Annotated in this window: 25 protein-coding genes; 14 read left to right on the forward strand and 11 right to left on the reverse strand. The window is 68.7% G+C overall.

Annotation, left to right across the window (positions count from 1 at the left end; genetic code table 11):
- The first annotated feature begins 31 nt into the window (after window positions 1–31).
- Entirely contained in the window at window positions 32–490 is a 459-nt protein-coding gene (locus tag ACZ50Z_RS02505) for a universal stress protein (protein ID WP_464482124.1), read from the forward strand.
- 9 nt (window positions 491–499) lie between these two features.
- Here the strand turns inward: ACZ50Z_RS02505 and ACZ50Z_RS02510 are convergent, their stop codons facing one another.
- From ACZ50Z_RS02510 to ACZ50Z_RS02520, 3 genes are all read right to left on the reverse strand, one after another.
- Window positions 500–1,039 (reverse strand): TetR/AcrR family transcriptional regulator, encoded by a 540-nt coding sequence (locus ACZ50Z_RS02510; protein WP_464482125.1) that lies wholly within the window; start codon window positions 1,037–1,039, stop codon window positions 500–502.
- A complete protein-coding gene (locus ACZ50Z_RS02515) occupies window positions 1,023–1,469 on the reverse strand; it encodes an SRPBCC family protein (RefSeq protein WP_464482126.1) in 447 nt (148 codons plus the stop codon). The genes ACZ50Z_RS02510 and ACZ50Z_RS02515 overlap by 17 nt, the downstream gene beginning before the upstream one ends.
- Window positions 1,470–1,537: 68 nt before the next feature.
- Entirely contained in the window at window positions 1,538–2,527 is a 990-nt protein-coding gene (locus ACZ50Z_RS02520) for a tocopherol cyclase family protein (RefSeq protein ID WP_464482127.1), read from the reverse strand.
- A gap of 176 nt (window positions 2,528–2,703) precedes the next feature.
- Between ACZ50Z_RS02520 and nrdF the strand changes: the two genes are divergently transcribed.
- Together nrdF and ACZ50Z_RS02530 are read left to right on the forward strand one after the other, a co-directional pair.
- On the forward strand, window positions 2,704–3,678 hold the full coding sequence (nrdF, locus tag ACZ50Z_RS02525; protein WP_464482128.1) for a class 1b ribonucleoside-diphosphate reductase subunit beta: 975 nt from the start codon (window positions 2,704–2,706) through the stop codon (window positions 3,676–3,678).
- A gap of 144 nt (window positions 3,679–3,822) precedes the next feature.
- Complete coding sequence (locus tag ACZ50Z_RS02530) at window positions 3,823–4,164, forward strand: DUF3349 domain-containing protein (RefSeq protein ID WP_464482129.1); 342 nt, start codon at window positions 3,823–3,825, stop codon at window positions 4,162–4,164.
- A 4-nt stretch (window positions 4,165–4,168) separates the two neighbouring features.
- Here ACZ50Z_RS02530 and ACZ50Z_RS02535 read toward each other — a convergent pair whose 3' ends face one another.
- The gene (locus ACZ50Z_RS02535; RefSeq protein WP_464482130.1) at window positions 4,169–5,209 is read right to left on the reverse strand and encodes an NAD(P)-dependent alcohol dehydrogenase; all 1,041 of its coding nucleotides are present in this window, start codon (window positions 5,207–5,209) and stop codon (window positions 4,169–4,171) included.
- A 119-nt stretch (window positions 5,210–5,328) separates the two neighbouring features.
- On the reverse strand, window positions 5,329–6,447 hold the full coding sequence (locus ACZ50Z_RS02540; protein ID WP_464482131.1) for an iron-siderophore ABC transporter substrate-binding protein: 1,119 nt from the start codon (window positions 6,445–6,447) through the stop codon (window positions 5,329–5,331).
- 230 nt (window positions 6,448–6,677) lie between these two features.
- On the opposite strand from ACZ50Z_RS02540, the gene ctaD reads away from it, so the two are divergent.
- The 8 genes from ctaD to ACZ50Z_RS02580 all read left to right on the forward strand — a co-directional run bounded on the left by ctaD (window position 6,678) and on the right by ACZ50Z_RS02580 (window position 15,192).
- Window positions 6,678–8,423 carry an aa3-type cytochrome oxidase subunit I gene (ctaD, locus tag ACZ50Z_RS02545; protein ID WP_464482132.1) on the forward strand — a complete coding sequence of 582 codons (1,746 nt, stop codon included), beginning with the start codon at window positions 6,678–6,680 and terminating at the stop codon, window positions 8,421–8,423.
- A 24-nt stretch (window positions 8,424–8,447) separates the two neighbouring features.
- A complete protein-coding gene (gene serB, locus ACZ50Z_RS02550) occupies window positions 8,448–9,686 on the forward strand; it encodes a phosphoserine phosphatase SerB (protein ID WP_464482133.1) in 1,239 nt (412 codons plus the stop codon).
- A gap of 128 nt (window positions 9,687–9,814) precedes the next feature.
- A complete protein-coding gene (locus tag ACZ50Z_RS02555; RefSeq protein WP_464482134.1) occupies window positions 9,815–10,657 on the forward strand; it encodes an ABC transporter ATP-binding protein in 843 nt (280 codons plus the stop codon).
- Window positions 10,654–11,484, forward strand: coding sequence for an NUDIX hydrolase (locus ACZ50Z_RS02560; RefSeq protein ID WP_464482135.1), 831 nt, complete (start codon window positions 10,654–10,656; stop codon window positions 11,482–11,484). The genes ACZ50Z_RS02555 and ACZ50Z_RS02560 overlap by 4 nt, the downstream gene beginning before the upstream one ends.
- On the forward strand, window positions 11,481–12,245 hold the full coding sequence (locus ACZ50Z_RS02565) for an enoyl-CoA hydratase (protein ID WP_464482136.1): 765 nt from the start codon (window positions 11,481–11,483) through the stop codon (window positions 12,243–12,245). Before ACZ50Z_RS02560 ends, ACZ50Z_RS02565 begins: the two co-directional genes overlap by 4 nt.
- Before the next feature lie 10 nt (window positions 12,246–12,255).
- Complete coding sequence (locus tag ACZ50Z_RS02570) at window positions 12,256–13,227, forward strand: class I SAM-dependent methyltransferase (protein ID WP_464482137.1); 972 nt, start codon at window positions 12,256–12,258, stop codon at window positions 13,225–13,227.
- Window positions 13,228–13,243: 16 nt separating this feature from the next.
- The gene (locus ACZ50Z_RS02575) at window positions 13,244–14,434 is read left to right on the forward strand and encodes a THUMP-like domain-containing protein (protein WP_464486059.1); all 1,191 of its coding nucleotides are present in this window, start codon (window positions 13,244–13,246) and stop codon (window positions 14,432–14,434) included.
- Between the two features lie 74 nt (window positions 14,435–14,508).
- Window positions 14,509–15,192 carry an esterase gene (locus ACZ50Z_RS02580; protein WP_464482138.1) on the forward strand — a complete coding sequence of 228 codons (684 nt, stop codon included), beginning with the start codon at window positions 14,509–14,511 and terminating at the stop codon, window positions 15,190–15,192.
- Window positions 15,193–15,201: 9 nt separating this feature from the next.
- On the opposite strand, the gene ACZ50Z_RS02585 is transcribed toward ACZ50Z_RS02580, so the two are convergent.
- Entirely contained in the window at window positions 15,202–15,591 is a 390-nt protein-coding gene (locus tag ACZ50Z_RS02585; RefSeq protein WP_464482139.1) for a DUF6264 family protein, read from the reverse strand.
- 18 nt (window positions 15,592–15,609) lie between these two features.
- Complete coding sequence (locus ACZ50Z_RS02590; protein ID WP_464486060.1) at window positions 15,610–16,887, reverse strand: outer membrane protein assembly factor BamB family protein; 1,278 nt, start codon at window positions 16,885–16,887, stop codon at window positions 15,610–15,612.
- Window positions 16,888–17,042: 155 nt separating this feature from the next.
- Between ACZ50Z_RS02590 and ACZ50Z_RS02595 the strand changes: the two genes are divergently transcribed.
- Window positions 17,043–17,780, forward strand: coding sequence for an acyltransferase (locus ACZ50Z_RS02595; protein WP_085290095.1), 738 nt, complete (start codon window positions 17,043–17,045; stop codon window positions 17,778–17,780).
- On the opposite strand, the gene ACZ50Z_RS02600 is transcribed toward ACZ50Z_RS02595, so the two are convergent.
- The 4 genes from ACZ50Z_RS02600 to ACZ50Z_RS02615 all read right to left on the reverse strand — a co-directional run bounded on the left by ACZ50Z_RS02600 (window position 17,777) and on the right by ACZ50Z_RS02615 (window position 22,343).
- Window positions 17,777–18,313 carry an anti-apoptotic protein gene (locus ACZ50Z_RS02600; protein WP_464486061.1) on the reverse strand — a complete coding sequence of 179 codons (537 nt, stop codon included), beginning with the start codon at window positions 18,311–18,313 and terminating at the stop codon, window positions 17,777–17,779. The genes ACZ50Z_RS02595 and ACZ50Z_RS02600 overlap by 4 nt on opposite strands.
- Before the next feature lie 106 nt (window positions 18,314–18,419).
- Complete coding sequence (locus ACZ50Z_RS02605; RefSeq protein ID WP_464482140.1) at window positions 18,420–19,748, reverse strand: cryptochrome/photolyase family protein; 1,329 nt, start codon at window positions 19,746–19,748, stop codon at window positions 18,420–18,422.
- 10 nt (window positions 19,749–19,758) lie between these two features.
- The gene (locus ACZ50Z_RS02610; RefSeq protein WP_464482141.1) at window positions 19,759–20,238 is read right to left on the reverse strand and encodes a TspO/MBR family protein; all 480 of its coding nucleotides are present in this window, start codon (window positions 20,236–20,238) and stop codon (window positions 19,759–19,761) included.
- The gene (locus ACZ50Z_RS02615; RefSeq protein ID WP_464482142.1) at window positions 20,235–22,343 is read right to left on the reverse strand and encodes an MMPL family transporter; all 2,109 of its coding nucleotides are present in this window, start codon (window positions 22,341–22,343) and stop codon (window positions 20,235–20,237) included. The genes ACZ50Z_RS02610 and ACZ50Z_RS02615 overlap by 4 nt, the downstream gene beginning before the upstream one ends.
- 122 nt (window positions 22,344–22,465) lie before the next feature.
- Here ACZ50Z_RS02615 and fni point away from each other — a divergent pair, with 122 nt between their 5' ends.
- Window positions 22,466–23,512: a type 2 isopentenyl-diphosphate Delta-isomerase gene (fni, locus tag ACZ50Z_RS02620; protein ID WP_464482143.1), complete on the forward strand. Its 1,047-nt coding sequence runs from the start codon at window positions 22,466–22,468 to the stop codon at window positions 23,510–23,512.
- An 11-nt stretch (window positions 23,513–23,523) separates the two neighbouring features.
- Window positions 23,524–24,774: a glycosyltransferase gene (locus tag ACZ50Z_RS02625; RefSeq protein ID WP_464482144.1), complete on the forward strand. Its 1,251-nt coding sequence runs from the start codon at window positions 23,524–23,526 to the stop codon at window positions 24,772–24,774.
- The last annotated feature ends 3 nt before the right edge of the window (window positions 24,775–24,777 follow it).

The raw sequence follows: 24,777 nt of genomic DNA on the forward strand, positions 1-24,777 counted from the left end.
GGCCGCCGACCGGCGTTACAGTTGCAGGGAAATGAGCGCCTATCAGATCGTCGTGGTCGGCACCGATGGCTCGGACTCGTCGCTGTGCGCGGTGGATCGCGCAGCCGCGATCGCCGCGGATCACGGCGCGAAACTGATCGTCGTGACGGCGCATCTCCCCGTCCCCCAGGAACGTGGCCGCTACGCCATTCCGCCGGGGAGTGACCACGGCCAGGACTATCGGACGGTGGGCGAAGCGCCCTACTACGCGATCCTGCAGAACGCCAAGGAACGGGCGCACCAAGCGGGGGCCAAGAACGTGGAGGAGCGGTCGATCGTCGGCGCCCCCATCAACGTGCTGGTGCAGCTCGCCGAGGAGGTCCATGCCGACCTGATGGTCGTCGGCAACGTCGGGCTCAACAGCATGGCCGGGCGGCTGTTGGGATCGGTCCCGTCCGAGGTCTCCCGCAGGGTCAAGACCGATGTCCTGATCGTCCACACCGCAAGCTGAAGCATTACCTCAGTGGCTGAGCAGTTCCGTGAAGGCGCGCGCGGCCGCGTCGACGCCGGCGTCGTCGTCGGTGGCCACGAGATCCAGTAGCAGACCGCGGATTACGGCCAGCCCGAGCCTCGCCACGGCGGGGTCGACAGGGCTGTCGGAGGCTTCCTTCACCTCGGTCAGCCAGCCGTCGACCGCGCCGGGAACCATTCGGGTGAAAGGCTTTTCGCCTTGGGCGCCGCGGGCATAACACTCGAAGAACAGCCGTTCGGAGTGGCGTAGCTCGGGGCGGCGGAGATCGGCCCACATGGCGGCGAAGCTCGCGGCCGGGTTGGTGGGCAGTTCGGTCAGCAGCCCCATCTGGCGGCGCTCGACCTCCTCGACGATCGCTACGAGCATGTCTTCGCGGGAGCCGAAGTGGTGCAACAGCATTCGGTGACTTGTGCCGACCGCGTCGGCCACCGCGCGCAGCGACCGGTCGCCGATGCCGCCGGCGGCGAACTCGGCGACGAGCGCATCGAGGAGCTGCCGGCGCCGCTCGGCGTCAGGGGTGCGCGCCATCGGCGCGGCTGAGCTGCTCGGAGCGGGCCTTGAGGCCTTCGGCCTCGAGCTTGAGGTACCGCTTGGTCATCGACCGCATGAGCCGCCCGACAAGAGTGCCGAGTGGGCCCTTCTGGTCGATGCGCTGGCGCACCAGGGTCCCGCCGCCCGGTTGGGCGATCACCTCATGGCGGGCGCTCGCCGCCGCGCCGGGGGCGCGTTGCACCCACGTCCAGGACGTCCCCGGGTCGAGTTGGGTGACCTTCCACACCAGCTTCGACATGCGAGGCTGCTTGATTGCGAACCGCTTGCCGATCGCGAGCCCGGGACCGTCCATCGCGGCCAGCGACGTCACCGACGCGGTCCACTCCGGCCAGCGCTCGACGTCGCTGAAGACTTCCCATACCAACCGCGCCGGCGCGTTGATCACGACACTGTCCTCGGTAATCATGTACCAAATGGTACATGCGCAGAGCGGATGCGCGGAAGGCCGCGCTGGACTGACGCGCATCCCATCGGTCAGCCCGGTCGGCTGCCGACCTCCAAACCCGCTAACTGTGTTGTGCCGTCGAAAATGACGCGGCCCCATTCGCGCACCGTGCAGCGCAGCGTGCCCGCCAGATATTCGTAGTCGGTGTCGATGTTGCGGCGTTCGGCGGGCAGCGGTACCGGAAGCACGTGGGGCTGCGCGCCGTCGCCGCTCCCGTCGAGTTCGACGCGGTAGCGGGCGCTGCGCGCGTCAATCCGCCATCGTCGTCCGTCGCAACTGGACGACACCCACGCCGGGGGAGTGATGCGCAGGACCCGATCCTGTAGTCGCACAACAACTCCGGTCACCTCACGCTTCAGCGGCCCGAACTCCAATAAGCCCCCCGAGAACACGACAGACACGTCGGCCGCGTCGAAATCGTGGGCTTGGCCCCACCACCAGCGACGTGGAAAACCCGATCCCCAATTGCGTTCGCAATACAAGGTGGCGTCAGCAAACCGCCAGCATTGATCACCACATGTCACCGTTCCCGAGGCCGTGGCACCCAGCCGGTACGGATGCCAGTACTGATTCAACCAAGGCACCGACGAGGCGACTCCGCCCCCGGCAAATGCCTTCGGCCATCGAAATTCTCGGCTGAAAGTGAGGTCGACCGCGCTGTCGCCGATCGCCATCGCCAGCCGCTTACTGTTCGCCTCGACAAAGTCGTTGCCCGCGCGGGCCACGATCGAAAACCGCGAGTGATCAGCACTGGCCGCGTCGATCGCGGCAGAACGCACGACACCGCCCGGATGCAGCGCAATCGCGGCGGTCGACCAGTCGCCGTCGGGGTGTCGATTGGCGCTGCACAACGCGACCACCACGCGGCCGTCGGTGGGGTCGGAGAGTCGCCAGAACCAACCCTCCATCTCGGTGCCGTGTGAGGGCAGCGGATTGCCGAACGGCACATCGGCTCCCGTTCGGCGATAGATAGAGACAAGTCGCTGCGCCGCATGCGCCACCGAACCGGGGATGTTCACGGCACTTCTGATACCCACCGCGCGGGGGCGCCCAACCTGGCTCCGACGGGCGCTACCGCCCGCTCGGGCGACACGGCAAACACAACCTCTTGTGTTGCCCCTCCATGTCGTACCCCAGAGGTAGTGTTTGAAGTCTGAGTTCGCAGACAAAAGCCTTCCGGTGAAGTGGGGTTCTGGTGACCGAAAACATGAAGCTGATTGACCGCGTTTCGGCGATCAACTGGAACCGGCTGCAAGACGACAAAGACGCCGAGGTGTGGGACCGGCTGACCGGCAATTTCTGGTTGCCCGAGAAGGTGCCGGTGTCCAACGACCTGCCGTCGTGGGGCACCCTGACCGCCCACGAAAAGCAGATGACCATGCGGGTGTTCACCGGCCTGACGCTGCTGGACACCATTCAGGGCACGGTCGGGGCGGTCAGCCTCATCCCCGACGCGCTGACCCCGCACGAGGAGGCGGTCTACACCAACATCGCTTTCATGGAGTCGGTGCACGCGCGCAGCTACAGCAACATCTTCTCGACGCTGTGCTCGACCGCCGAGATCGACGACGCGTTCCGCTGGTCGGAGGAGAACCCCAACCTGCAGCGCAAGGCTGAGATCGTCATGCAGTACTACAAGGGCGACGAGCCGCTCAAGCGCAAGGTCGCCTCCACGCTGTTGGAAAGCTTCCTCTTCTACTCCGGCTTCTACCTGCCGATGTACTGGTCGAGCCGGGCCAAGCTGACCAACACCGCCGACATGATCCGGCTGATCATCCGCGACGAGGCCGTGCACGGCTACTACATCGGCTACAAGTTCCAGCGCGGCCTGGCCCTGGTCGACGACGCGCGCAAACAGGAACTCAAGGACTACACCTACGAGTTGCTCTTCGAGCTCTACGACAACGAGGTGGAGTACACCCAGGACCTCTACGACGAGGTGGGGCTGACCGAGGACGTCAAGAAGTTCCTGCGCTACAACGCCAATAAGGCGCTGATGAACCTCGGCTATGAGGCGCTGTTCCCGCGCGACGAGACGGACGTGAACCCGGCGATCCTGTCGGCGCTCTCGCCCAACGCCGACGAGAACCACGACTTCTTCTCCGGCTCGGGCTCGTCCTACGTGATCGGCAAGGCCGTCGTCACCGAGGACGAGGACTGGGACTTCTAGCAGCTCAGGTGAGCTGAGCGGTTTGTGAACGCCACGTGAATTGTGGCCGGGGCGCGGCGGCCCGGTAGCGCCGCCGACCGGGTAGCCGGGACACTGGTGGGTGTGGCGATAACCCCATCTTCGACGGCCGCTTTCTTCCGTTCAGTGATCCAGTGGCTGCAATGCGGCTACCCCGACGGCGTTCCCGGGCCCGATCGTGTCCCGCTGTTGGAATTGCTGCGCAGCACACCGCTGACCGAGGACCAGATCAAGGAAGTCGTCGACGCGATCGACGAGGAAACCAAGCCGGGCGACGAGATCAACCGCGACGTGATCGCCGATTTCATCTCCGACATGACCCACTACGACGCCGGTCCGGAGAACGTCGCGCGGGTGGCCGCCCGCCTGGCCGCCGCGGGCTGGCCGCTCGCGGGGATCACGCTGGCGACCGACGAACACGGCGCGGCCAACGGCCAGCCCGAGCCGGCCCCCAACGCGGTTTCCTGAGCCGCTACAGCTTCGAGATGTCGATGACGAAGCGGTAGCGGACGTCGCTGGCCAGGACGCGCTCGTAGGCCTCGTTGATGTAGTCGGGGTCGATGACCTCGATCTCGGGCGTCACGTCGTGTTCGGCACAGAAGTCGAGCATCTCCTGGGTCTCGGCGATCCCGCCGATGTTCGACCCGGACAGGCTGCGGCGTGCCAGCGCCAGCGGGAACGCGCCCACCTCCATGGGGTGCTCGGGGATGCCCAATTCGACGAGGGTGCCGTCGACGTCGAGCAGGCTCAGGTAGTCGTTGAGCTTCAGGTTCGCCGAGACGGTGTTGAGCATCAGGTCGAAGCTGCTGCGCAACTTCTTGAAGGTTTCGCGGTCGGAGGTGGCGTAGTAGTGCTTGGCGCCCAGCCGGAGTCCGTCTTCCATCTTTTTCAGCGACTGTGACAGCACGGTGACTTCGGCGCCCATCGCCGCGCCCAGCTTGACGCCCATGTGCCCCAGGCCGCCCAGGCCGATGATCGCCAGCCGCGTGCCCGGCCCGGCCTTCCAGTGGCGCAGCGGTGAGAACAGCGTGATGCCGGCGCACAGCAGCGGCGCCGCCTTGTCCAGGGGCAGCGAGTCGGGGATGCGCAAGACGAAGTTCTCGTCGACGACGACCGCCTGGCTGTAGCCGCCCTGCGTCGACGTGCCGTCCTTGTCGATCGCGTTGTAGGTAAACGTCGCGCCGTTCTTGCAGTACTGCTCGAGCCCGGCGTCGCAGCTGCTGCACCGCCCGCACGAATTCACCATGCACCCCACGCCGACGTGTTCGCCCACCTTGAACTTGGTGACCTCGGCGCCGACCTCGCTCACGACGCCGGCGATTTCGTGGCCCACGACCACCGGGTAATGCGGCGTGCCCCATTCGCCCTTGGCGGTGTGGATGTCGGAGTGGCAGATGCCGGCGAACTTGATGTCGATCGCCACGTCGCGCGGGCCCGGGTCGCGCCGCTCGATGGTCGTCTTGGTCAGCGGTTCGGTCGCCGACGTGGCGGCGTATGCCGAAACAGTGCGCATGAATATCCCTCTTCAGTCTTTGATGGCTTCAGCAAAATTTTAGCTAGGGTAACGTTCTTCCGCCAATTATCGGGGCGAACATCACGTTCCGGCGATCGCCGCGTACCTGCGGCCCGGCCTCAGTTGATCGGGGCGTTCACCAGGCGCAGGTCGTCGACGATCCCGCGGGCGGCGATCAGCCCCTCGCCGGTTTGCCAGATCTCGTCGTTGACGACATAGACCCGGTTGTCGCGGTTGGCCGACAGCTTGCGCCACGGGCCGCTGTCGAGGACCTGGGCGGCCCGATCGGCGGCGGCCGGGGTCGCGCACGACAGGTACACCAGGTCGGCGTCGGCGATGGACAAATCCGGGTTCTTCGCGAGGTCCGCGTCGGTGGCGCCGATCTCGACGTAGGGCTTGTCGGTGAACCGCTGCGCGGCCGGCCGGTCCACGCCGACCGACCCGAGCACGCTGGCCGGGAAGTTGTTGGCGCCGTACACCCGGATCGATTCGGTGGTCAGCCGCACGATCGACGCCTGAAAGTGGGAGGCGTCATGGCGCGCGCCCACGTCGGTCGCGCGCTGCGCAAACCCGCTGAGCAACGCGTCCATCGCGGTGCCGCGCGCGGTGGCGGCGCCGACGGCACGCAGGTTGTCCTCCCAGGCGGCGCCCGGCGCGCCGGTGAACACCGTCGAGGCGATCGCCGCCAGCTGCGGATACAACGTGGGCGTCAACGCTTGGGAGCCCAGGATGAGATCGGGGTGGGCCGCCGCGATCGCCTGCACGTCGGGGTGGGAGCGCGTACCCGCGCCCGGCACCCCGTGCACCGTGCCGCCCAGATAGGCGGGCTGGCTCGGCGAGCCGTCCGGCAACGCGGCGGCGACCACCCGCGACTGCAGGCCCAGCGCGCACAACGCGTCGAGCTGGTCGCCGGAGAGCACCACGATGCGCCGCGGATCGGCGGGCACCTGCACGGCGTCCGGCTCGACCCCGGCGGCGTTGTGGACGCGCCGCTTCGCTGCCCCCGAATCGGCCTCGGCGGCGTCGCGCGCGCACGAAGCGTCGGGTCGGCGGTCGTTTCCCAGCACGCCGGCGCCCGCGATCTGTGTGGTGGGGGTCACCAGCGAACGAGCCGGCGGCCTGGCGGCGGGCCGGTCGGATCCGCAGCCGCCGCACGCCACGACGACCAGCGCCGTCACCGCGCCGACGACAGCTACCCCGAAGGCCAGCCGGGCGGGTCTGATCACGCCGGACAACACGCGTCAGACGCTAACACCCGGCCAGCGTGGCGATCGCGAGCGCGGCGGAGCCGGGCGAAGCGGGTCGCCACGATCGGACCCGCCCGGCGCCGCGCCGACGGAGGCGCCGCCCCGCCGACGCATTTACGACAGTTTGTAGGACCAGCCCTGACGTCGTCGTCATCGACGGCTAAGATTCGTCTCAATAGTGATGTTGGGCCAGTGTCCGATCCGGATGTTTGGAGAAGCTGTTGACAGCCGAAGCGCCCCCCTTGGGAGAACTCGAGGCCGTTCGTCCGTACCCGGACCGCACGGGCCCCAAAGGGAACCTCGTCTACAAACTGATCACGACCACCGATCACAAGCTGATCGGCGTGATGTACACCGTCACCTGCTTCGCCTTCTTCTTCATAGGCGGGCTGATGGCGTTGCTGATGCGCACCGAGCTGGCCGCTCCCGGCCTACAGTTCCTGTCCAACGAGCAGTTCAACCAGCTGTTCACCATGCACGGCACGATCATGCTGCTGCTGTACGCCACCCCGGTGGTGTTCGGGTTCGCCAACCTGGTGCTGCCGCTGCAGATCGGGGCGCCCGACGTGGCGTTCCCACGGCTGAACGCCTTCTCGTACTGGCTGTTCCTGTTCGGCGGGCTGATCGCCGCGTCCGGCTTCATCGTCCCGGGCGGGGCCGCCGACTTCGGCTGGACCGCCTACACGCCGCTGTCTGACGCCGTCCACTCACCCGGCGCCGGGGGAGACCTGTGGATCACCGGCCTGATCCTCGCCGGTCTGGGCACCATCCTGGGTGCGGTCAACATGATCACCACCGTGGTGTGCATGCGCGCGCCCGGCATGACGATGTTCCGGATGCCGATCTTCACCTGGAACATCCTGGTGACCTCGATCCTGATCCTGATCGCGTTCCCGATCCTGACCGCGGCGCTGTTCGGCTTGGCCGCCGACCGCCATCTGGGCGCCCATATCTATGACGCGTCCAACGGCGGAGTCTTGTTGTGGCAGCACCTGTTCTGGTTCTTCGGCCATCCCGAGGTCTACATCATCGCGCTGCCGTTCTTCGGGATCGTCACCGAGATCATCCCGGTGTTCTCGCGCAAGCCGGTCTTCGGCTACACCACGCTGGTGTATGCCACCCTGTCGATCGCGGCCCTGTCGGTGGCGGTGTGGGCGCACCACATGTTCGCCACCGGAGCCGTTCTGCTGCCGTTCTTTTCGTTCATGACGTACCTGATCGCGGTGCCCACCGGGATCAAGTTCTTCAACTGGATCGGCACGATGTGGAAGGGGCAGTTGACCTTTGAGACGCCGATGCTGTTTTCGGTTGGCTTCCTGCTCACCTTCCTGCTGGGTGGTCTGACCGGCGTGATGCTGGCCAGCCCGCCGCTGGACTTCCACGTCACCGACAGCTACTTCGTCGTCGCGCACTTCCATTACGTGCTGTTCGGCACCATCGTGTTCGCGACGTATGCGGGCATCTATTTCTGGTTCCCGAAGATGACCGGCCGCCTGCTCGACGAGCGGCTGGGCAAGCTGCACTTCTGGTTGACCTTCATCGGGTTCCACACCACCTTCCTGGTGCAGCACTGGCTCGGCGATTTGGGCATGCCGCGCCGCTACGCCGACTACCTGCCCAGCGACGGTTTCCAGCCCTACAACATCGCCTCGACGGTGGGCGCCTTCATCCTGGGCGCGTCGATGTTCCCGTTCGTGTGGAACGTCTTCAAGAGCTGGCGCTATGGCGAGGTCGTCACGGTCGACGACCCGTGGGGCTACGGCAACTCGCTGGAGTGGGCGACCAGCTGCCCGCCGCCGCGGCACAACTTCACCGAACTGCCCCGAATCCGTTCGGAGCGGCCGGCATTCGAGTTGCACTACCCGCACATGGTGGAGCGGCTGCGCGCCGAGGCGCATGTGGGCCGGGCGCACGGCCCCGCGGACAAGGACGTCACCAGGCTGGACGACGTCCAGGTTCGCAGCTGATGGCCTGACGGGCGGCTGTCGGGAGTGAACTCACCACCCAAGGTGTCGGTGCTGATCACCGTCACCGGCGTGGACCAACCGGGCGTGACCGCGACCCTGTTCGAGGCCTTGTCGCGACATGGGGTCGAGCTGCTCAACGTCGAACAGGTGGTGATCCGCCACCGCCTGACGCTCGGCGTGCTGGTGCGTTGCCCGGCGTCCGTCGCCGACGGTTCCGAGCTGCGCCATGACGTCGAATCGGCCATCCGCAGGGTGGGCCTGGACGTCAGCATCGAGCGCAGTGACGACGTGCCGATCATCCGGGAACCCTCGACGCACACCATTTTCGTGCTGGGCCGGCCCATCACCGCCGGCGCGTTCGGCGCGGTGGCCCGCGAGGTGGCCGCGCTGGGCGTCAACATCGACCTGATCCGCGGCGTCTCCGATTATCCGGTGACCGGGCTGGAGCTGCGGGTCTCGGTGCCGCCCGGGGCCGGCGGCCGGCTGCGGACCGTCCTGAACCGCGTGTCCAGCGAGGAGCACGTCGACGTCGCCGTCGAGGACTACACGCTGGAACGCCGGGCCAAGCGGCTGATCGTGTTCGACGTCGACTCCACGTTGGTGCAGGGCGAGGTCATCGAGATGCTGGCGGCCAAGGCGGGCGCCGAGGGCAAGGTCGCCGCGATCACCGACGCCGCGATGCGCGGCGAGCTGGACTTCGCCCAGTCACTCGAGCAACGGGTGGCGACCCTGGCGGGGCTGCCCGCCACGGTGATCGACGAGGTCGCCGATCAGCTGGAGTTGATGCCGGGCGCGCGGACCACGCTGCGGACCCTGCGGCGGCTGGGCTACGCGTGCGGCGTGGTGTCCGGGGGTTTCCGCCGAATCATCGAGCCATTGGCCGAGGAGCTGATGCTGGACTACGTCGCCGCCAACGAGCTAGAGATCGTCGACGGAACCCTGACCGGACGGGTGATCGGTCCCATCGTCGACCGGGCCGGAAAGGCTACGGCGCTAAGGGAATTCGCGCAGCACGCCGGGGTCCCGATGGCGCAGACCGTCGCCGTGGGCGACGGCGCCAACGACATCGACATGCTGGCTGCCGCCGGGCTGGGGATCGCGTTCAACGCCAAGCCGGCGCTGCGCGAAGTCGCCGACGCGTCGTTGAGCCACCCGTATCTGGACACGGTCCTGTTCCTGCTGGGCATCACCCGCGGCGAAATCGAGGCGGCCGACGCGGTCGACGGCGAGGTCCGCCGGGTGGAAATTCCGCCCGATCCGTAGCGGGCTTCCTCGCCGCGAGCAGACAGAGAATCGCACGATCTCGGCCATTTTCATGCGATTCTGCGTCTGCTCGGCGGAGGCGCTGACCCCGCAGGTATTCGAGCGTCGCGGTACGGCACGATGGTCGGGTGCCCGAGAAGAACGGCGAGGCAGCCGACCCCGATCTGCTGATCGAGTTGCGCGAGGTGTCGCTGCAGCGCGGCGGCAACGTTCTGGTCGGGCCGCTGGATTGGGCGGTCGAACTCGACGAGCGCTGGGTGATCGTCGGACCTAACGGGGCGGGCAAGACGTCGCTGCTGCGGATCGCCGCGGCGGCCGAACACCCCTCGTCCGGCGTGGCTTTCGTGCTCGGTGAGCGGCTGGGCCGCGTCGACGTGACGGAATTGCGTTCCCGCATCGGGCTCAGTTCCTCGGCGTTGGCGCAGCGCGTCCCGGGCGATGAGGTGGTGCGCGATCTCGTCGTCTCGGCCGGCTACGCGGTGCTGGGCCGGTGGCGTGAGCGCTACGAAGACGTCGACTACCGCCGGGCGATCGACATGCTGGAGAGCCTCGGCGCCGAACATCTGGCCGACCGTACCTACGGCACGCTGTCCGAAGGCGAACGCAAACGGGTGCTGATCGCCCGCGCGCTGATGACCGATCCCGAACTGCTGCTGCTCGACGAACCCGCCGCCGGCCTGGACCTGGGCGGCCGCGAGGAGTTGGTGGCGCGGCTGGCCGACCTGGCCGCCGACCCCGATGCGCCCGCCCTGGTGCTGGTCACCCACCACGTCGAGGAGATCCCGCCCGGATTCAGCCACTGCATGCTGCTCGCCGAAGGCGAGGTGGTGGCCGCGGGATTGCTCACCGACGTGCTGACCGCGGAAAATCTGTCCACCGCATTCGGCCAAGCGATCGCCCTCGACGTCGTCGACGGGCGTTACTTCGCGCGGCGAGTCCGCACCCGCGCAGCCCACCGGAGGCAGCTATGACGTCACCCGAGCAAACCCCGCTGGTGCCCAGGCCCGCGGCGACCGTGATGCTGGTCCGCGACAGCGGTCCCGGCCTGGGCGTCTTCCTGATGCGACGGCACGCCAAGATGGAGTTCGCGGCCGGGACGATGGTGTTCCCCGGCGGGGGCGTCGACGAGCGCGACCGCAACGCCGACTTGAGCGGGCGGGGGGCATGGGCCGGACCGGCGCCGGAGTGGTGGGCGCAGCGCTTCGGCATCGAACCCGACCTGGCCGAGGCGCTGGTCTGCGCCGCGGCCCGCGAAACGTTCGAGGAATCCGGGGTGCTGTTCGCCGGGCCGGTGGGTGACCCGGATGGGATCGTCGGCGACGCGTCGGTGTACGGCGATGCCCGCCGGGCGCTGGCCGACGGGACCTTGTCGTTCGCGGACTTCCTGCGCCGCGAGAACCTCGAGCTTCGCTCGGATCTGTTGCGGCCGTGGGCCAACTGGGTCACCCCTGAGGCCGAGCGCACCCGCCGCTACGACACCTATTTCTTCGTCGGCGCCCTGCCCCAGGGGCAGCGCGCCGACGGCGAGAACACCGAATCCGACAGCGCGGGCTGGACGACGCCGGAGGCGGCCATCGACGACTTCTCGGCCGGCCGCAGCTTTTTGCTGCCGCCGACCTGGACGCAGCTGGACTCGCTGGCCGGGCGGACGGTCGCCGAGGTCCTGGCCGTGGAGCGCCAGATCGTGCCGGTGCAGCCGCATCTCGAGATCCAAGGCGACAACTGGGTTTTCGAGTTCTTCGATTCCGACCGCTACCACCAGGCGCGCGAAGCGGGCGGGCTGGGGTGGCGGCATTGAGCGAGTTCGTCAGCGTCGTGGTCAGCGACGGCTCGCAGGACGCCGGGCTGGCCATGCTGCTGCTGTCGCGCCCCCCGACCAACGCGATGACCCGCCAGGTCTACCGCGAGATCGTCGCGGCGGCAGAGGAATTGGGGCGGCGCGACGACGTCGCCGTCGTGATCCTGTTCGGCGGCCACGAGATTTTCTCCGCCGGCGACGACATGCCCGAGCTGCGAACCCTGCGGGGCGCCGAAGCCGAGACCGCGGCGCGGGTCCGGCAGGAGGCCATCGACGCGGTCGCGGCCATCCCCAAGCCGACGGTGGCCGCGATCACCGGATACGCGTTGGGCGCCGGGCTCACGCTGGCGCTGGCCGCCGACTGGCGCATCAGCGGTGACAACGTGAAGTTCGGCGCCACCGAGATCCTGGCGGGGTTGGTGCCCGGCGGTGACGCGATGGCCCGCCTGACCCGGGCCGCCGGGGCGAGCAAGGCCAAGGAACTGGTGTTCAGCGGGCGGTTCTTCGATGCCGAGGAAGCCTTGGCGCTGAACCTCATCGACGAAATGGTGGCCCCCGACGACGTCTACGACGCCGCCGCGGGATGGGCGCGCCGCTTCCTCGACGGGCCGCGGCACGCGTTCGCGGCCGCCAAGGCCGGGATCAATGACGTGTTCGACCTCGAGCGCCCCGAGCGCCTCGCCGCCGAACGCCGCCGCTACGCGGAAGTCTTCTCCGCTGGTCAGGGCGGTGGCGATCCGGCGAATCCCGTCGGCCGTTAGGCTGCCCTGCATGACGAGTTCGACCGACGCCGTTCCGACGCCCCACGCCACCGCCGAGCAGGTGGAGGCCGCCCGGCACGACAGCAAGCTGGCCCAGGTGCTTTACCACGACTGGGAAGCCGAGACCTACGACGAGAAGTGGTCGATCTCCTATGACCAGCGCTGCATCGACTACGCGCGCGGCCGTTTCGACGCCATCGTGCCGGACGAGGTGCTGCGGGAGTTGCCCTATGATCGTGCCCTCGAATTGGGCTGTGGCACAGGGTTTTTCCTGCTGAATCTGATCCAGTCCGGGGTCGCACGCCGCGGCTCGGTGACCGACCTGTCGCCGGGCATGGTCAAGGTCGCCACCCGCAACGGGCAGTCCCTGGGGCTGGACATCGACGGCCGGGTCGCCGACGCCGAGGGCATCCCGTATGAGGACAACACCTTCGACCTGGTCGTCGGGCACGCCGTGCTGCACCACATTCCCGATGTCGAGCTCTCGCTGCGGGAGGTGATCCGGGTGCTGCGCCCGGGCGGGCGGTTCGTCTTCGCCGGCGAACCGACCAGCGCCGGCGACGTCTACGCCCGCGAGCTGTCCACGCTGACCTGGCGGATCGCGACCAACGTCACCAAGCTGCCCGGGCTGGGCAGCTGGCGGCGCCCGCAGGCCGAGCTCGACGAATCCTCCCGGGCCGCGGCCTTGGAGGCCATCGTGGACCTGCACACCTTCACCCCCGGTGACCTCGAGCGGATGGCCGCCAACGCCGGCGCCACCGAGGTGCGGACCGTCAGCGAAGAGTTCACCGCCGCGATGTTCGGTTGGCCGGTGCGCACCTTCGAGGCGTCGGTGCCGGCGGGACGGCTGGGCTGGGGCTGGGCGAAGTTCGCCTTCACCGGCTGGAAGGCCCTGAGCTGGGCGGACGCCAATGTGTGGCGGCGCGTGGTTCCGAAGGGCTGGTTCTACAACGTGATGGTGACCGGGGTCAAACCCTCCTGAGCGCCGGAGCCGGGCCATCAGGTTCAGCGCCGACGACGTCGGTTACCTGCGGTCGCACGCCGGCGCCGTGGCGCTGGAGGCCGTCGCCGAACTCGAGCTGACGGACGCCACCCGGGTCGCCGACGTCGCCGCGGCCCGCGGCCGCTTCGGTGACCGGGCGGCGCTGCTGGTCGAGACCGTCCTGTTGCGCCGCCGCGCGGTGGAGAAGCTCAGCGGGCTGGGGGTTGCGGCGTCGGACTGGCTGTTCACCGACGAGGCGCTGCAGCAAGCCACCGCCGCGCCGGTGGCGTTGCATCGGGCCGGGCGGCTGGCCGAGCGAGGCGCCGACGTCGTCGTGCACGACGCGACCTGCTCGATCGGCACCGAGCTGGCCGCGCTGCGGGGCCGCGGGATCACGGCGGTGGGCAGCGACCTCGATCCCGTGCGGCTGGCGATGGCGCGCCACAACCTGGGGCCGACGGCGGCGCTCTGCCGCGCCGACGCGTTGCACCCAATCACCCGCGACGCCGTGCTCATCGTCGATCCGGCACGCCGCGCCGAGGGCCGGCGGCGCCTGCGCATCGACGACTACCAGCCCGCCCTGGCTGCGCTGCTGGAGGCGTATCGCGACCGAGATTTCGCCGTAAAGTGCGCTCCGGGAATCGATTTCGACGAGGTAGGCCGCCTCGGCTTCGACGGGGAGATCGAAGTGACGTCCTATCGCGGGTCGGTCCGGGAAGCCTGCCTGTGGTCGGCGGGATTGGCGCGGCCCGGCGTCACCCGGCGGGCGAGCGTCCTCGATCGCGGCGAACAGCTCACCGACGCCGACCCCGATGACTGCGGCGTGCGGCCGGCCGGGCGGTGGATCGTCGACCCGGACGGCGCCGTGGTCCGGGCCGGGCTGGTGCGCCACTACGGGGCGCGGCACGGGCTCTGGCAGCTCGACCCCGACATCGCCTACCTCTCGGGTGATCGGCTGCCGGCCGCGGTGCGGGGTTTCGAGGTGATCGAGCAGTTGGTCTTCGATGAACGACGGCTCCGGCAGGCGCTGGCGGCGCTGGACTGTGGATCGCTCGAGGTCTTGGTCCGCGGGGTGGGGGTCGACCCCGGCGCGCTGCGCAAACGGATGCGGCTGCGGGGCAGCCGAGCGCTGTCGGTGGTCATCACCCGCATCGGCGCGCGGGCCTCGGGTCACGCGATGGCATTCGTTTGCCGGGCGTCCCGCTAGCGCCGGGTACGCTGGCGGCGGTTACTTTTTCCGGTCACGCCCCGCCCTGGCTAGTTTGCGAGGACAATTCCACGATGCGTTATCTGATAGCCGCTGCGCTGCTCGCACCGGCGGTGTTGTTGGGCTGGCCGGCCGCCGCCGAGCCGCCGTCGTGCGCGAGCCTGGGCGGCACGGTCGAGGCCGGCCAGATGTGCCGCCTGCACGCCACCGGCGCCAACTACATGCTCACGATGACGTTTCCCACCGACTACCCGGACCAGCAGGCGCTGACCGACTACATCACGCAGAACCGGGACGGCTTCGTCAACGTCGCGCAGAGTTCCGGGAGCCGTGACCAGCCCTACCAGCTGGAGGCCACCACCGACCAGCGCAGCGCCGGCCAGCCGCCACACCACACCCGCAGCGTGGTGCTCAAGTTCTTCCAGGACGTCGGGGGAACACGGTCGTCGATCTGGTACAAGGCGTTCAACTACAACCTCGAGACCAAGCAGCCCATCACCTTCGACACCCTGTTCCCCCCGGGCGCGACGCCGCTGGACGCCATCTTCCCGATCGTCCAGCGCGACTTGGAACGCCAAACCCCTTTGGGCGCGGCGATTTTGCCGTCGACCGGCCACGACCCGTCGCACTACCAGAACTTCGCGATCACCGACGATCAGCTGATCTTCTACTTCGCCCCGGGCGAGATGCTGCCGGCGTTCGGGGGGCCCGCCCAGGCCCAGGTGCCACGCAACGCCATCCCGCCGCTGGCCATCTGACCCTGCGGCTCAGACCGGCCCGGCCCGCAATTCCATCGCCACGGCCAGGGCCGCCAAGGCCACCTGCGCGAGGCAACCGATGATCGGGACGAAAAAGGCTCTTCTTTTGCGCACCAACAGATACACGGCGACCACGACGTCGACGACCAGGAGCACGGCCCCGCCCCAGGTGCCCAAATTCATGGCCCGATCGATCCAGGCGGGATCGCCGCACTTCTGGTAGCTGCACGGGTCGGTGGTCATCACGAGCAGGCCCAGGATCAGCAAGGTCGCCCCGTAGAGACCGCCATGGATGACCAGCAAGACGAGTGTCGCCACGATGTCGGCCGTGCTGGCGCGCCGGCCCTGTGCTGGGGTGGTGGTCGCGGCGTCCTGCGCTGTGGGGTCGTCGATCGGCACTGTAGGAGTATGTCCCCGTCAGGCCGGGGCGAAACCGTAGACCTGACCGTCGCTGGTGGCGGCGACCACCCGCCGGTCGGTGCCGACCGCAACCCCCAGCGGATATCCGGTGGCCGCCGGCAGCGGATAGCTGTTCAGCGTGTGGCCATCAGCCGGGTCGAAGACCAGCACCGACATCCCGGGCGCGCCGTTGGCGGGTGGCCCGCTGACCACCGCGTAGCCGACCCCGCCGCCGGCCAGGCTCGACGACGACAGGGGGACGGCGTCGTCGCGGCGCCACGCCTGGTCGGCGTGATCACCGGCGTCCTTGAACGCGACCAGTTGCGTGTCGGGGCCACCGCCGGACACGATCAGCCCCTGCGGCGTGACCGCCGGAGGAGTCTGTGCCAGAAATCCCAGCGGCGCCGACCACTTCACCTTCGCGTCCGCGGTGCGCAATGCCCACAGGCGCTGGTCGCGGCCGTTGACGTAGACGGTCGACCCGTCGGCCGAGAGCACCGGGCTGGCGATCGCCCCGGCGCCCACGGCGTCGCTGGTCCATTCCTTGGTCAGCAGGGGCGTCTGCCCGGGGTGGTACTTCAGGCCCACCAGCACCGCGGCCGGGGTCCCCGGCTGCCAGACGCCGAGCACCGCCATCCCGTTGGCCGCCGCGAACGCGGGCGCCGCCGCCACCGGGCAGCCCTGGCGGGCCGGCGCGCAATCGGTTAGCCCGCGCGTGGCATCGGTGGGATCGATACCGTCCACCAGATCGAGCGGGCTGCTCACCACCTGGCCGCGATGGGCGTCGAACACCAGCACCTGCCCCAGGTGCGTGGCGACGAGCAACTCGCCGTTGCCCAAAAACCGCGGCGTCGTGGGCATGCCGATCACCGGCTGACGCCACCGCGTCCACTGGGTGACCGGGAAGGACAGGAAGGCCCCGGGCTGGCCGACGTAGAGATTGTCGAAGCCGTCGAGCAGCGGGCCGCCGAAGCCGCCGCCCTGGAACAACCGCACACACCAGCGCTGCCGCCCGTTGTCGTTGTTCTCCCATTCCATCAGCGAACAACCCGCCGAGGTCTGGGCGTTCAGAGCCAGATAGCCCCGCGCGCTGAGCGCCGGCCCCGCCGCCAGGCTCCCCTTGACCGACCGGCTCCACTGCAGCGACAGCTTGGTGGCGCCGCCGGTGGGCGTGTAGCCGCTGTTGGCGGCGTCGGCGTACTGCGCCGGCCACCCCTGTGCGGCCGATGCGTCCACCCACGAGTCGGTGTTTCCGCAGCCGCCGACCCCGGCCACGAGCGCCGCCGCCAGCAGCACCGATGAGCAACGCCGAAGCCCATTGACGAGTTGTCGGGCAAGCACGTCGGTTCCAAGTCCTTCCCAGGGCGGTGCGCGCGCGGCGATTGAGTACAGGTGAGGGTAACCCGTGGCGGTTCGCGGGCTCGTCATTGACCGCGTTAGGCTGTCCGGCTGTGACGAGCATGTGGGGCGCCCCGGTCCACCGCCGCTGGCGTGGATCGAACCTGCGCGACCCGCGCCAGGCCAAGTTCCTCACGCTGGCCTCGCTGAAGTGGGTGCTGCGCAACCGCGCATACACCCCGTGGTACCTGGTGCGCTACTGGCGGTTGCTGAAGTTCAAGCTGGCCAACCCGCACATCATTACCCGCGGCATGGTGTTTCTCGGCAAGGACGTGGAAATCCATGCCACGCCCGAGCTGGCGCAGCTCGAGATCGGCCGCTGGGTGCACATCGGTGACAAGAACACCATCCGGGCGCACGAGGGCTCGCTGCGGTTCGGCGACAAGGTGGTGCTGGGCCGCGACAACGTCATCAACGCCTACCTCGACATCGAGCTCGGCGATTCGGTTTTGATGGCCGACTGGTGCTACGTCTGCGATTTCGACCACCGCATGGACAACATCGACATGCCGATCAAGGACCAGGGCATCGTCAAGTCCCCGGTGCGGATCGGACCGGACACCTGGGTGGGGGTCAAGGTGTCGGTACTGCGCGGCACGTCCGTCGGGCGCGGGTGCGTGCTGGGATCGCACGCGGTGGTGCGCGGTGTGATTCCGGACTTCTCGATTGCGGTCGGCGCGCCGGCGAAGGTGGTCAAGAACCGTCAGCTCGCGTGGGAGAGCTCGGCCGCGCAGCGCGCCGAACTGGCGGCCGCGCTGGCCGACATCGAACGGAAAAAGGCCGCCCGCTAGCCAGTCGGTTGGGGCCGGTCGTCGACCTTGAAATGAAAGTTGACGTCGCCCGCGTCGACGTTCGTGACGGTCACCACCACCCCAAATTTTTCGCCGCGGTCGGTGAGCTGACACCGAAGCGTCGCGCCCGCAAGGCCTTTCAAGTTGTCGGGGCAGGTCACCGCGTCCGGTTTTCTGCCCACCCGCTGGCCGAGCTGGGTGCTGATCGCGTTGGCGACCTGGTCCTTGTCGACCACCTCCACCATGTTGAACTTGACGTCGCTGCCGTCGACGCCGGTGACGGTGACGGTGACGCCGAAAGGCCGGTTCTTGACCTTCATTTCGCAGGTCACCTGCGCTCCGACCTTGGCGGGTAGGTCGTTTCGGCAGCTCACCGACTCGGGCTTGTTGCCCGCGGCGTCGGTCATCTTGGCGGTGATCTGGCCGGCGACATCGTTCTTGCTCACCATGTGCGACGAACCGATCGAGCATGAACAGCCCGCGATGACCGCGGCGAGGCCGGCGATGGCGCACGAAATCGGCACCGCGCGCATGACGGAGAGGGTCATTGTCGCCTCCCGAATGGCTTGACCAATCGGGCGATCATGGCACGCCGACCGGCTTCGGGTGTGCGAATGCGCGAAGGAACGCCGAGATCGCTCAGATGCTCTGATAACGTCGCAGCGCTTCGGCGCGCTCGGCGGCGTGGTCGACGATTGGCTGCGGGTAACCGTCCGGCCGCGTGCCCTTGCGCAGGTGCGCGTCGTCGGCCGAGCGCAGCTCGGGCACCCAACGGCGGATGTAATCGCCTGTGGGGTCGAACTTTTCGCCCTGCGTGGTCGGGTTGAACACCCGGAAGTAGGGCGCGGCATCGGTGCCGCAGCCCGCGCACCACTGCCACCCGTGCTGGTTGTTCGCCATGTCCCCGTCCACGAGCTGGTCCAGAAACCATTCGGCGCCCCACTGCCAGGGCAGATGAAGGTCCTTGACCAGAAACGACGCGACGATCATCCGCACCCGGTTATGCATGAACCCGGTCTCCCGCAACTGCCTCATCCCGGCGTCGACGAAGGGAAAACCGGTTTCGCCGGCCTTCCACAGCTCGAAGCGTCGCCTGGCCTCGGCGCCGGAGTCGGTCCGGATACCGTCGAAATCGCCGTTCCAGTTGCGCCACGCGCTCGCGGGCCAGTGGTGCAGCACATCGGCATAGAAGTCGCGAAAAGCCAACTCCCGCACGTACGCTTGCGCCCCGCCCCCGCGCAGGTCGAGGTCGGCGACCAGCGTGCGGGGGTGGATGGTGCCGAACTTCAGGTGCGCCGACATCCGGCTGGTGGCTTGCAGGTCTGGCCTGTTACGATCCTCGCCGTAGCTTCTCAATCCGTTGTCTACGAACGACTTCCACTGTGCGCGCGCCGCCGCCTCGCCGGCCGTGATGTCGAGTGCGACGCCGGGATCGGGGATTTCGCAGTCCTCGACCCGCAGGCGCGCCGGATCCAGCCAGTGCGCGGAGGTGGCGCTCGATTTCGCCGGTGCGCGCCGGCCGGCTTTGTGCCACTGCCGCAAAAATGGTGTGAACACCCGGTAGGGCGATCCGTCCGGCTTGGTGACGCGTCCGGGCGAGACGAGATATGGCGAGCCCGTGGCCACGAGCGGGACCGCCCCCAATGCCGCGCGCACCCGTTCGTCGCGGCGCTTTCCGAACGGCGCGAAGTCTTCCGAGACGTGCACCGACGACGCGTCGATCTCCTTGGCGATGCGGGGAATCTGGGTGTCGGGGCGCCCGCGGGTGACGAGCAGTCGACCATCCAGGTCGTCGCGCAGCCGCCGCAGTGCGTCGCCCAGGAACTGCATCCGGCGCCGCCCCGACGAGCTTTCCAGGCGAGGATCGAGCACGAAGCAGGCGAGCACCTCACCGCCCTCGGCCGCGGCGACCAGCGCCGGATGATCGTGCAACCGCAGATCGCGACGAAACCACAAGAGCGCGGGCATTGTTCGACCCCTAGCGGTTGAGCCGCCAGATGTGGGTGGACAGCACGGTCGCGAAGCCGCACCACACCGGATAGGGCAGGAGCGCCAGCGCGCCTCGAGGGGTGGCTTCGGCCGTGCGCCTGACCAGGTCGGCGCTGCTGGCCGTCAGCGCCGCGGCACCTATCGCGGCCGCGCCGAGCTTGCGGTACCGAAAGAAAAGCCAACTCCACCCGGCGTTCAGGAGCAGATTTAACACCAGCGCGGCGGCGTAGCCGCGCGCCTTGTCGTGGCGCCCGGTTGCGCGAAACCGGTCGAGGGCCACCGCCGACGTGGCCGCGATGTCCACGTAGAGCGTGGTCCACACGGTGGGGAAGGCGGCGCGGGGCGGCTGATAAGCGGGCTTGCGAATCCGCGCATACCACCGCGAGGTGGCGTCGGCGCTGGCGATGCTGCCGGCGGCCGCGGTTGCGGCGACGCCCACGGTTGTCGCACCCAAGATGGATTTGTTCACGGTGTGCTCCGTTCGTGTCGGGGCCGATCCGCTTGCTGTTCAACGGGTTCGGTGTGTGCGGGTCCGGTGGGCCACCAGATCCGGTCGCCGATGAGGGCGAACAATGCCGGGATGACCAGCGTGCGCACCACGAACGTGTCGAGCAGGATGCCCAGGCCGACGATGATTCCCAACTGCGTCAGGACGATCAACGGCAACACTGCGAGCACGCAGAACACGGCGGCCAAAACGATTCCCGCGCTGGTGATTACGCCGCCCGTCGCCGAGACGGCACGCACCATCCCGTCGCGGGCGCCGTGGCCCGCGGCCTCCTCGCGGGCGCGGGTGACCAAAAAGATGGTGTAGTCCACGCCGAGGGCGGCCAGGAACAGGAAGGCGAACAACGGGGTGGTGTTGTCCAGTGCCGGAAAGCCGAAAACGTGGATACTCGCCCAGCCGCCCATGCCCAACGCGGCCAGGGCGCCCAGGATCGTCGCCGCCAGCAGGGTCGGCGGGGCGAGGGCGGATCGCAGCAACACGTAGAGGACGACCAGGATGACGGCCAGGATCGCCGGAATCAGCAGCGTGCGGTCATGCGTGGCCGCATCCCGGATGTCGAGGGCCTGCGCGTCGGCCCCGCCCACCAGCGCGCCGGGGTCGGCGGCCCGGGTCGAATCCCGCAGTGCGGCAACGATGCCGAACGCCTGGCTGGAGGACGGCGGCGCGTCGATCACCACCGACCATTTCGTCAGCCCCGTATCCGAACGGCCGGACTCCGTCACCGAGACGACACCGGGTGTGGCCCCGATCGCCTGCACGACGGCCGGCGCGTGGGCGGTGGGGGCGACAACCAGCGTCGGGTTGGCCAGGCCGGCCGGGAAGTGTTGCGCCACAACCATGTAACCGGACACCGAGTCCGCGTGCACGCGGAACTGCTCGGTCTGCGACAGCCCGATCCGGGTTCCCCACAAGCCCGTGCCCAGCGCGGCCAGAACCGCGATCGCGACCGCCGCGACCAGTGCGGGGCGACGGGCCACCCATTCCGCAACGCGGTGCCAGGCACCGAAATCCCGGGACGCGTCGTCGCCGGCGTGCGGGATGAACGGCCAGAACAATCGGCGGCCGCACACGGCGAGCAGCGGAGGCAGGATCACCAGCACCGACACCGCGGCGACCGCGAGGCCGCACGCCGCCAGCGCGCCCAGACTGCGCGTGCTCGGGGTGGCGGCGAACAGCAGGGTGAGCAGGGCCAGCACCACGGTGGCATTGCTGGCGACGATGGTCGGGCCCGCCCGGCGCACGGCGTGACGCAAGGCGTCACGGTGCCCGGTGTGGCGGCGGAGCTCTTGGCGATACCGAGAGATCAACAAGAGGGCGTAATTGGTGCCCGCCCCGAACACCAGCACGCTGGTGATGCCGGACGTCGCGCCGTCGAAGCTCAACCCGGTCAGCGACGCCACCGCCGTACCGACCGCGGCGGCCACCCGATCGGCGAATCCGACGACGAGCAAAGGGACCAGCCACAACACCGGGGACCGGTAGGTGGCGACCAGCAGCAGCGCCACCACCGCCGTCGTCACGGCGAGCAACGTGACGTTGGCGTTGGTGAAGGCGCTGGCGATGTCGGCGCCGAACGCCGGGCCGCCCGTGACGTGAACCCGCAGATCGGCGGGCAGGCCGGTCGCCGCGGCGGTGCGCAGCGCGGTGACCGTGTGGTCGAGGGCGAGCCCCGACAGGCTTGCGCTGATCGGCACGATGCCCAGGACGGCCTTGCCGTCGTGCGACGGCAGCGCCGGCGGCACGCCGCCGCCCGCGCCGGCTTGCGCGGCGGCCCGGGCGTGATCGCGGGCATGCCTGGCGGCGGCGACGTCGGAGCGGCTCAGCACCGCGCCGTCTCCGCGGCTGACGACCACGATCAGCGGCGCGCTCTCGCCCCCGGGGAACTGCCGCGACAGCGCGTCGACTTCGGCGGACGCTGAGTCGTCGGGAAGCGAACGGGGTGATTGGCCCGCCGCCGCGTTCTCGCCGATGAAAACCATGAAGCCCACGCCCAGTAGGGCCGCGACCAGCGCGAGCAGCCACGAGCGTCGACCCGTGACAGCGCCGGCCAAGGGTTCCCACACCACGAATGCAAGCCTTTCAGTTTGTTAAACATTAATCAACTGAAATGACGCCTCGCCACACGGTCTCGATGGCGGTGCGCATAAGGGGGCACTATGGACATTATGGACGCGACGGGTGGCCGGCGATGACTGCTGACCGCGGGGCGATGAAGGATCGCAAGCGGCGGCACATCGACGTGTGCCTGAGCGAGCCGGTCGGCTATGACGGGGTCACCACCGGGCTGGACCGATATCACCTGCCGTATAACGCCCTCACGCAGACCAACCTGGGCGACATCGACCTGTCCACCACGTTTTTCGGCGTCGACCTGCGGTGTCCGATCCTCATCGGCGCGATGACCGGGGGCGCCGAGCTGTCGGGGACGATCAACCGGAATCTGGCCGCCGCCGCGCAACAGCTGGGTGTCGGCATGATGCTCGGCTCGCAGCGGATCATGTTGGACAGCGCGCTGGGCGAGCGCGCCGCGGACAGCTTCACCGTTCGTGATGTGGCCCCAGATGTCTTGCTGTTCGGCAACATCGGTCTGTCCCAACTGGCCCCCGCGGCGGTGCCGGACCTGGCAAAGGCGCTCGATCGCGTAGGCGCGGATGCCCTGGCCGTGCACACCAATCCGTTGCAGGAAGCGATGCAGCACAACGGCGACACCGACTTCTCCGGATCGCTAACCCGGCTGCGAGAGGCGGCCGACGCCCTCGACCATCCGATGCTGCTCAAGGAGGTCGGCCACGGCATCGGCGGCGCCGCGGTGGCGGAACTTCTCAGGCCCGAAGGCAAGTTCCCGGTTGCCGGGATCGACGTGGCGGGCGCCGGCGGCACATCGTGGTCTCGGGTCGAACAGTTCGTGCGTTACGGCGAACTGCGCTATCCGGAGTTGGCCGATTGGGGTATCCCTACCGCGCGGGCGGTCGTGGAGGTGCGCGAGGTGCTACCGGCGATCCCGCTGGTGGCTTCCGGTGGAATTCGTAGCGGGATGGACGCGGCCAAGGCGATCGCCTTGGGTGCCGACGTCATCGCGGTGGCCCGGCCGCTGCTGCCGGCCGCGATCGAATCCGCCGCCGCCGTGGTGGATTGGCTGCAGCCGTTCATCGATGAGCTTCGGGTTTGCCTGCATGGCTGCGGTGCGGCCGACCTTGCGGCGCTGCGCGATGTCGACCTCGTCCGCGAAACGTAGATTCGCGCGGCGTGGCTGTCATCCTCGCGTACGGCTCGCCGGCACTCGGGCATCTGCTGCCGGTCGGCGCCCTGCTGGCCGAACTCGCCCGGCGGGGTCACGACGTTCATGTGCGCACCATGGCGGGCGGCGTCTCGATGATGCGCTCGGTTGGCGTGCACGCCGCACCCGTCGATCCGCGAATCGAGGCGATTGCCGGGAAGGACTGGCAGGCGCGAAACGCGTTGGAGGTCTTGACCTCATCGGTCGATGTGCTGTGCCGTCGAGCGGTGTTCGAGGTCGACGAGCTACGTCGTGCCGTGGCCGAGGTTCGGCCGGATGCGGTCATCGTGGACGCGAACTGCTGGGGCGCCCTGTCGGCCGCTGACGCCGGGGAAATCCCGTGGTCGCTGTTTTCGCCGTTCACCCCGTACCTGCGCTCCCGGGGCGTGCCGCCGTTCGGTCCCGGGCTGCGGCCCCTGCCGGGCGTCGTCGGCGACTTGCGGGACGCGACCGTGCGCCCGATCGTCAGGTACCTGTTCGACCGGCCAATGCTGCCGCGCGTCAACGCAATTCGCGCACAGCTGGGCTTGCCACCGGTGACTTCGGTGGACGGCTTCATGCGCCGCGCGCCGCTCATGCTGGCGGTCGGAGGGGAGCCTTTCGAGTATCGGCATCCCGGATGGCGCGATGTGGTGCACCACATCGGCGCATGCGTATTCGAGCCCACCGAGACCGTGGCACCCGATTGGATCGATGACCTCGACCGGCCCGTCGTGCTGGTGAACACCTCGTCGCTGCGGCAGGCCGACGAACCGCTGGGGCGAATCGCCTTGCGCGCGCTGGCCGACGAGGACGTACACGTCGTCGCGACGTTTCCGGCGGGCATACCCGCCGATCTGCCGCGACCCGACAACGCGACGATATGCCGGTTCGTGCCTCACGCCGCCATCCTGAAGAAGGCCGCCTGCGCAATCACGCACGGCGGAATGGGGAGCACACTAAAGGCCCTCGACCGGGGCGTGCCGGTCTGTGTCGTCCCCTTCGCCCGCGATCAGGCCGAAGTCGCCCGGCGCGTGGAGATCGCCCGGTGCGGCACCCGGCTGAGGGCGAAAAAGCTCACACCGGCGCGGCTGAAAGCGAAGGTGCGTCAAGCAATGACAATGGCGGACGGGGCGCGCCGCGTCGCCGCCGGCTTCGCCGCCACCGGAGGTGTGGCCCGCGGCGCGGATCTGATCGAGCGGCGGCTGCTGGGCCGCACCGTCGAGCGCCCGGTGCACTAGCCG

Source organism: Mycobacterium sp. NTMscope_MAC_269, assembly GCF_976985695.1.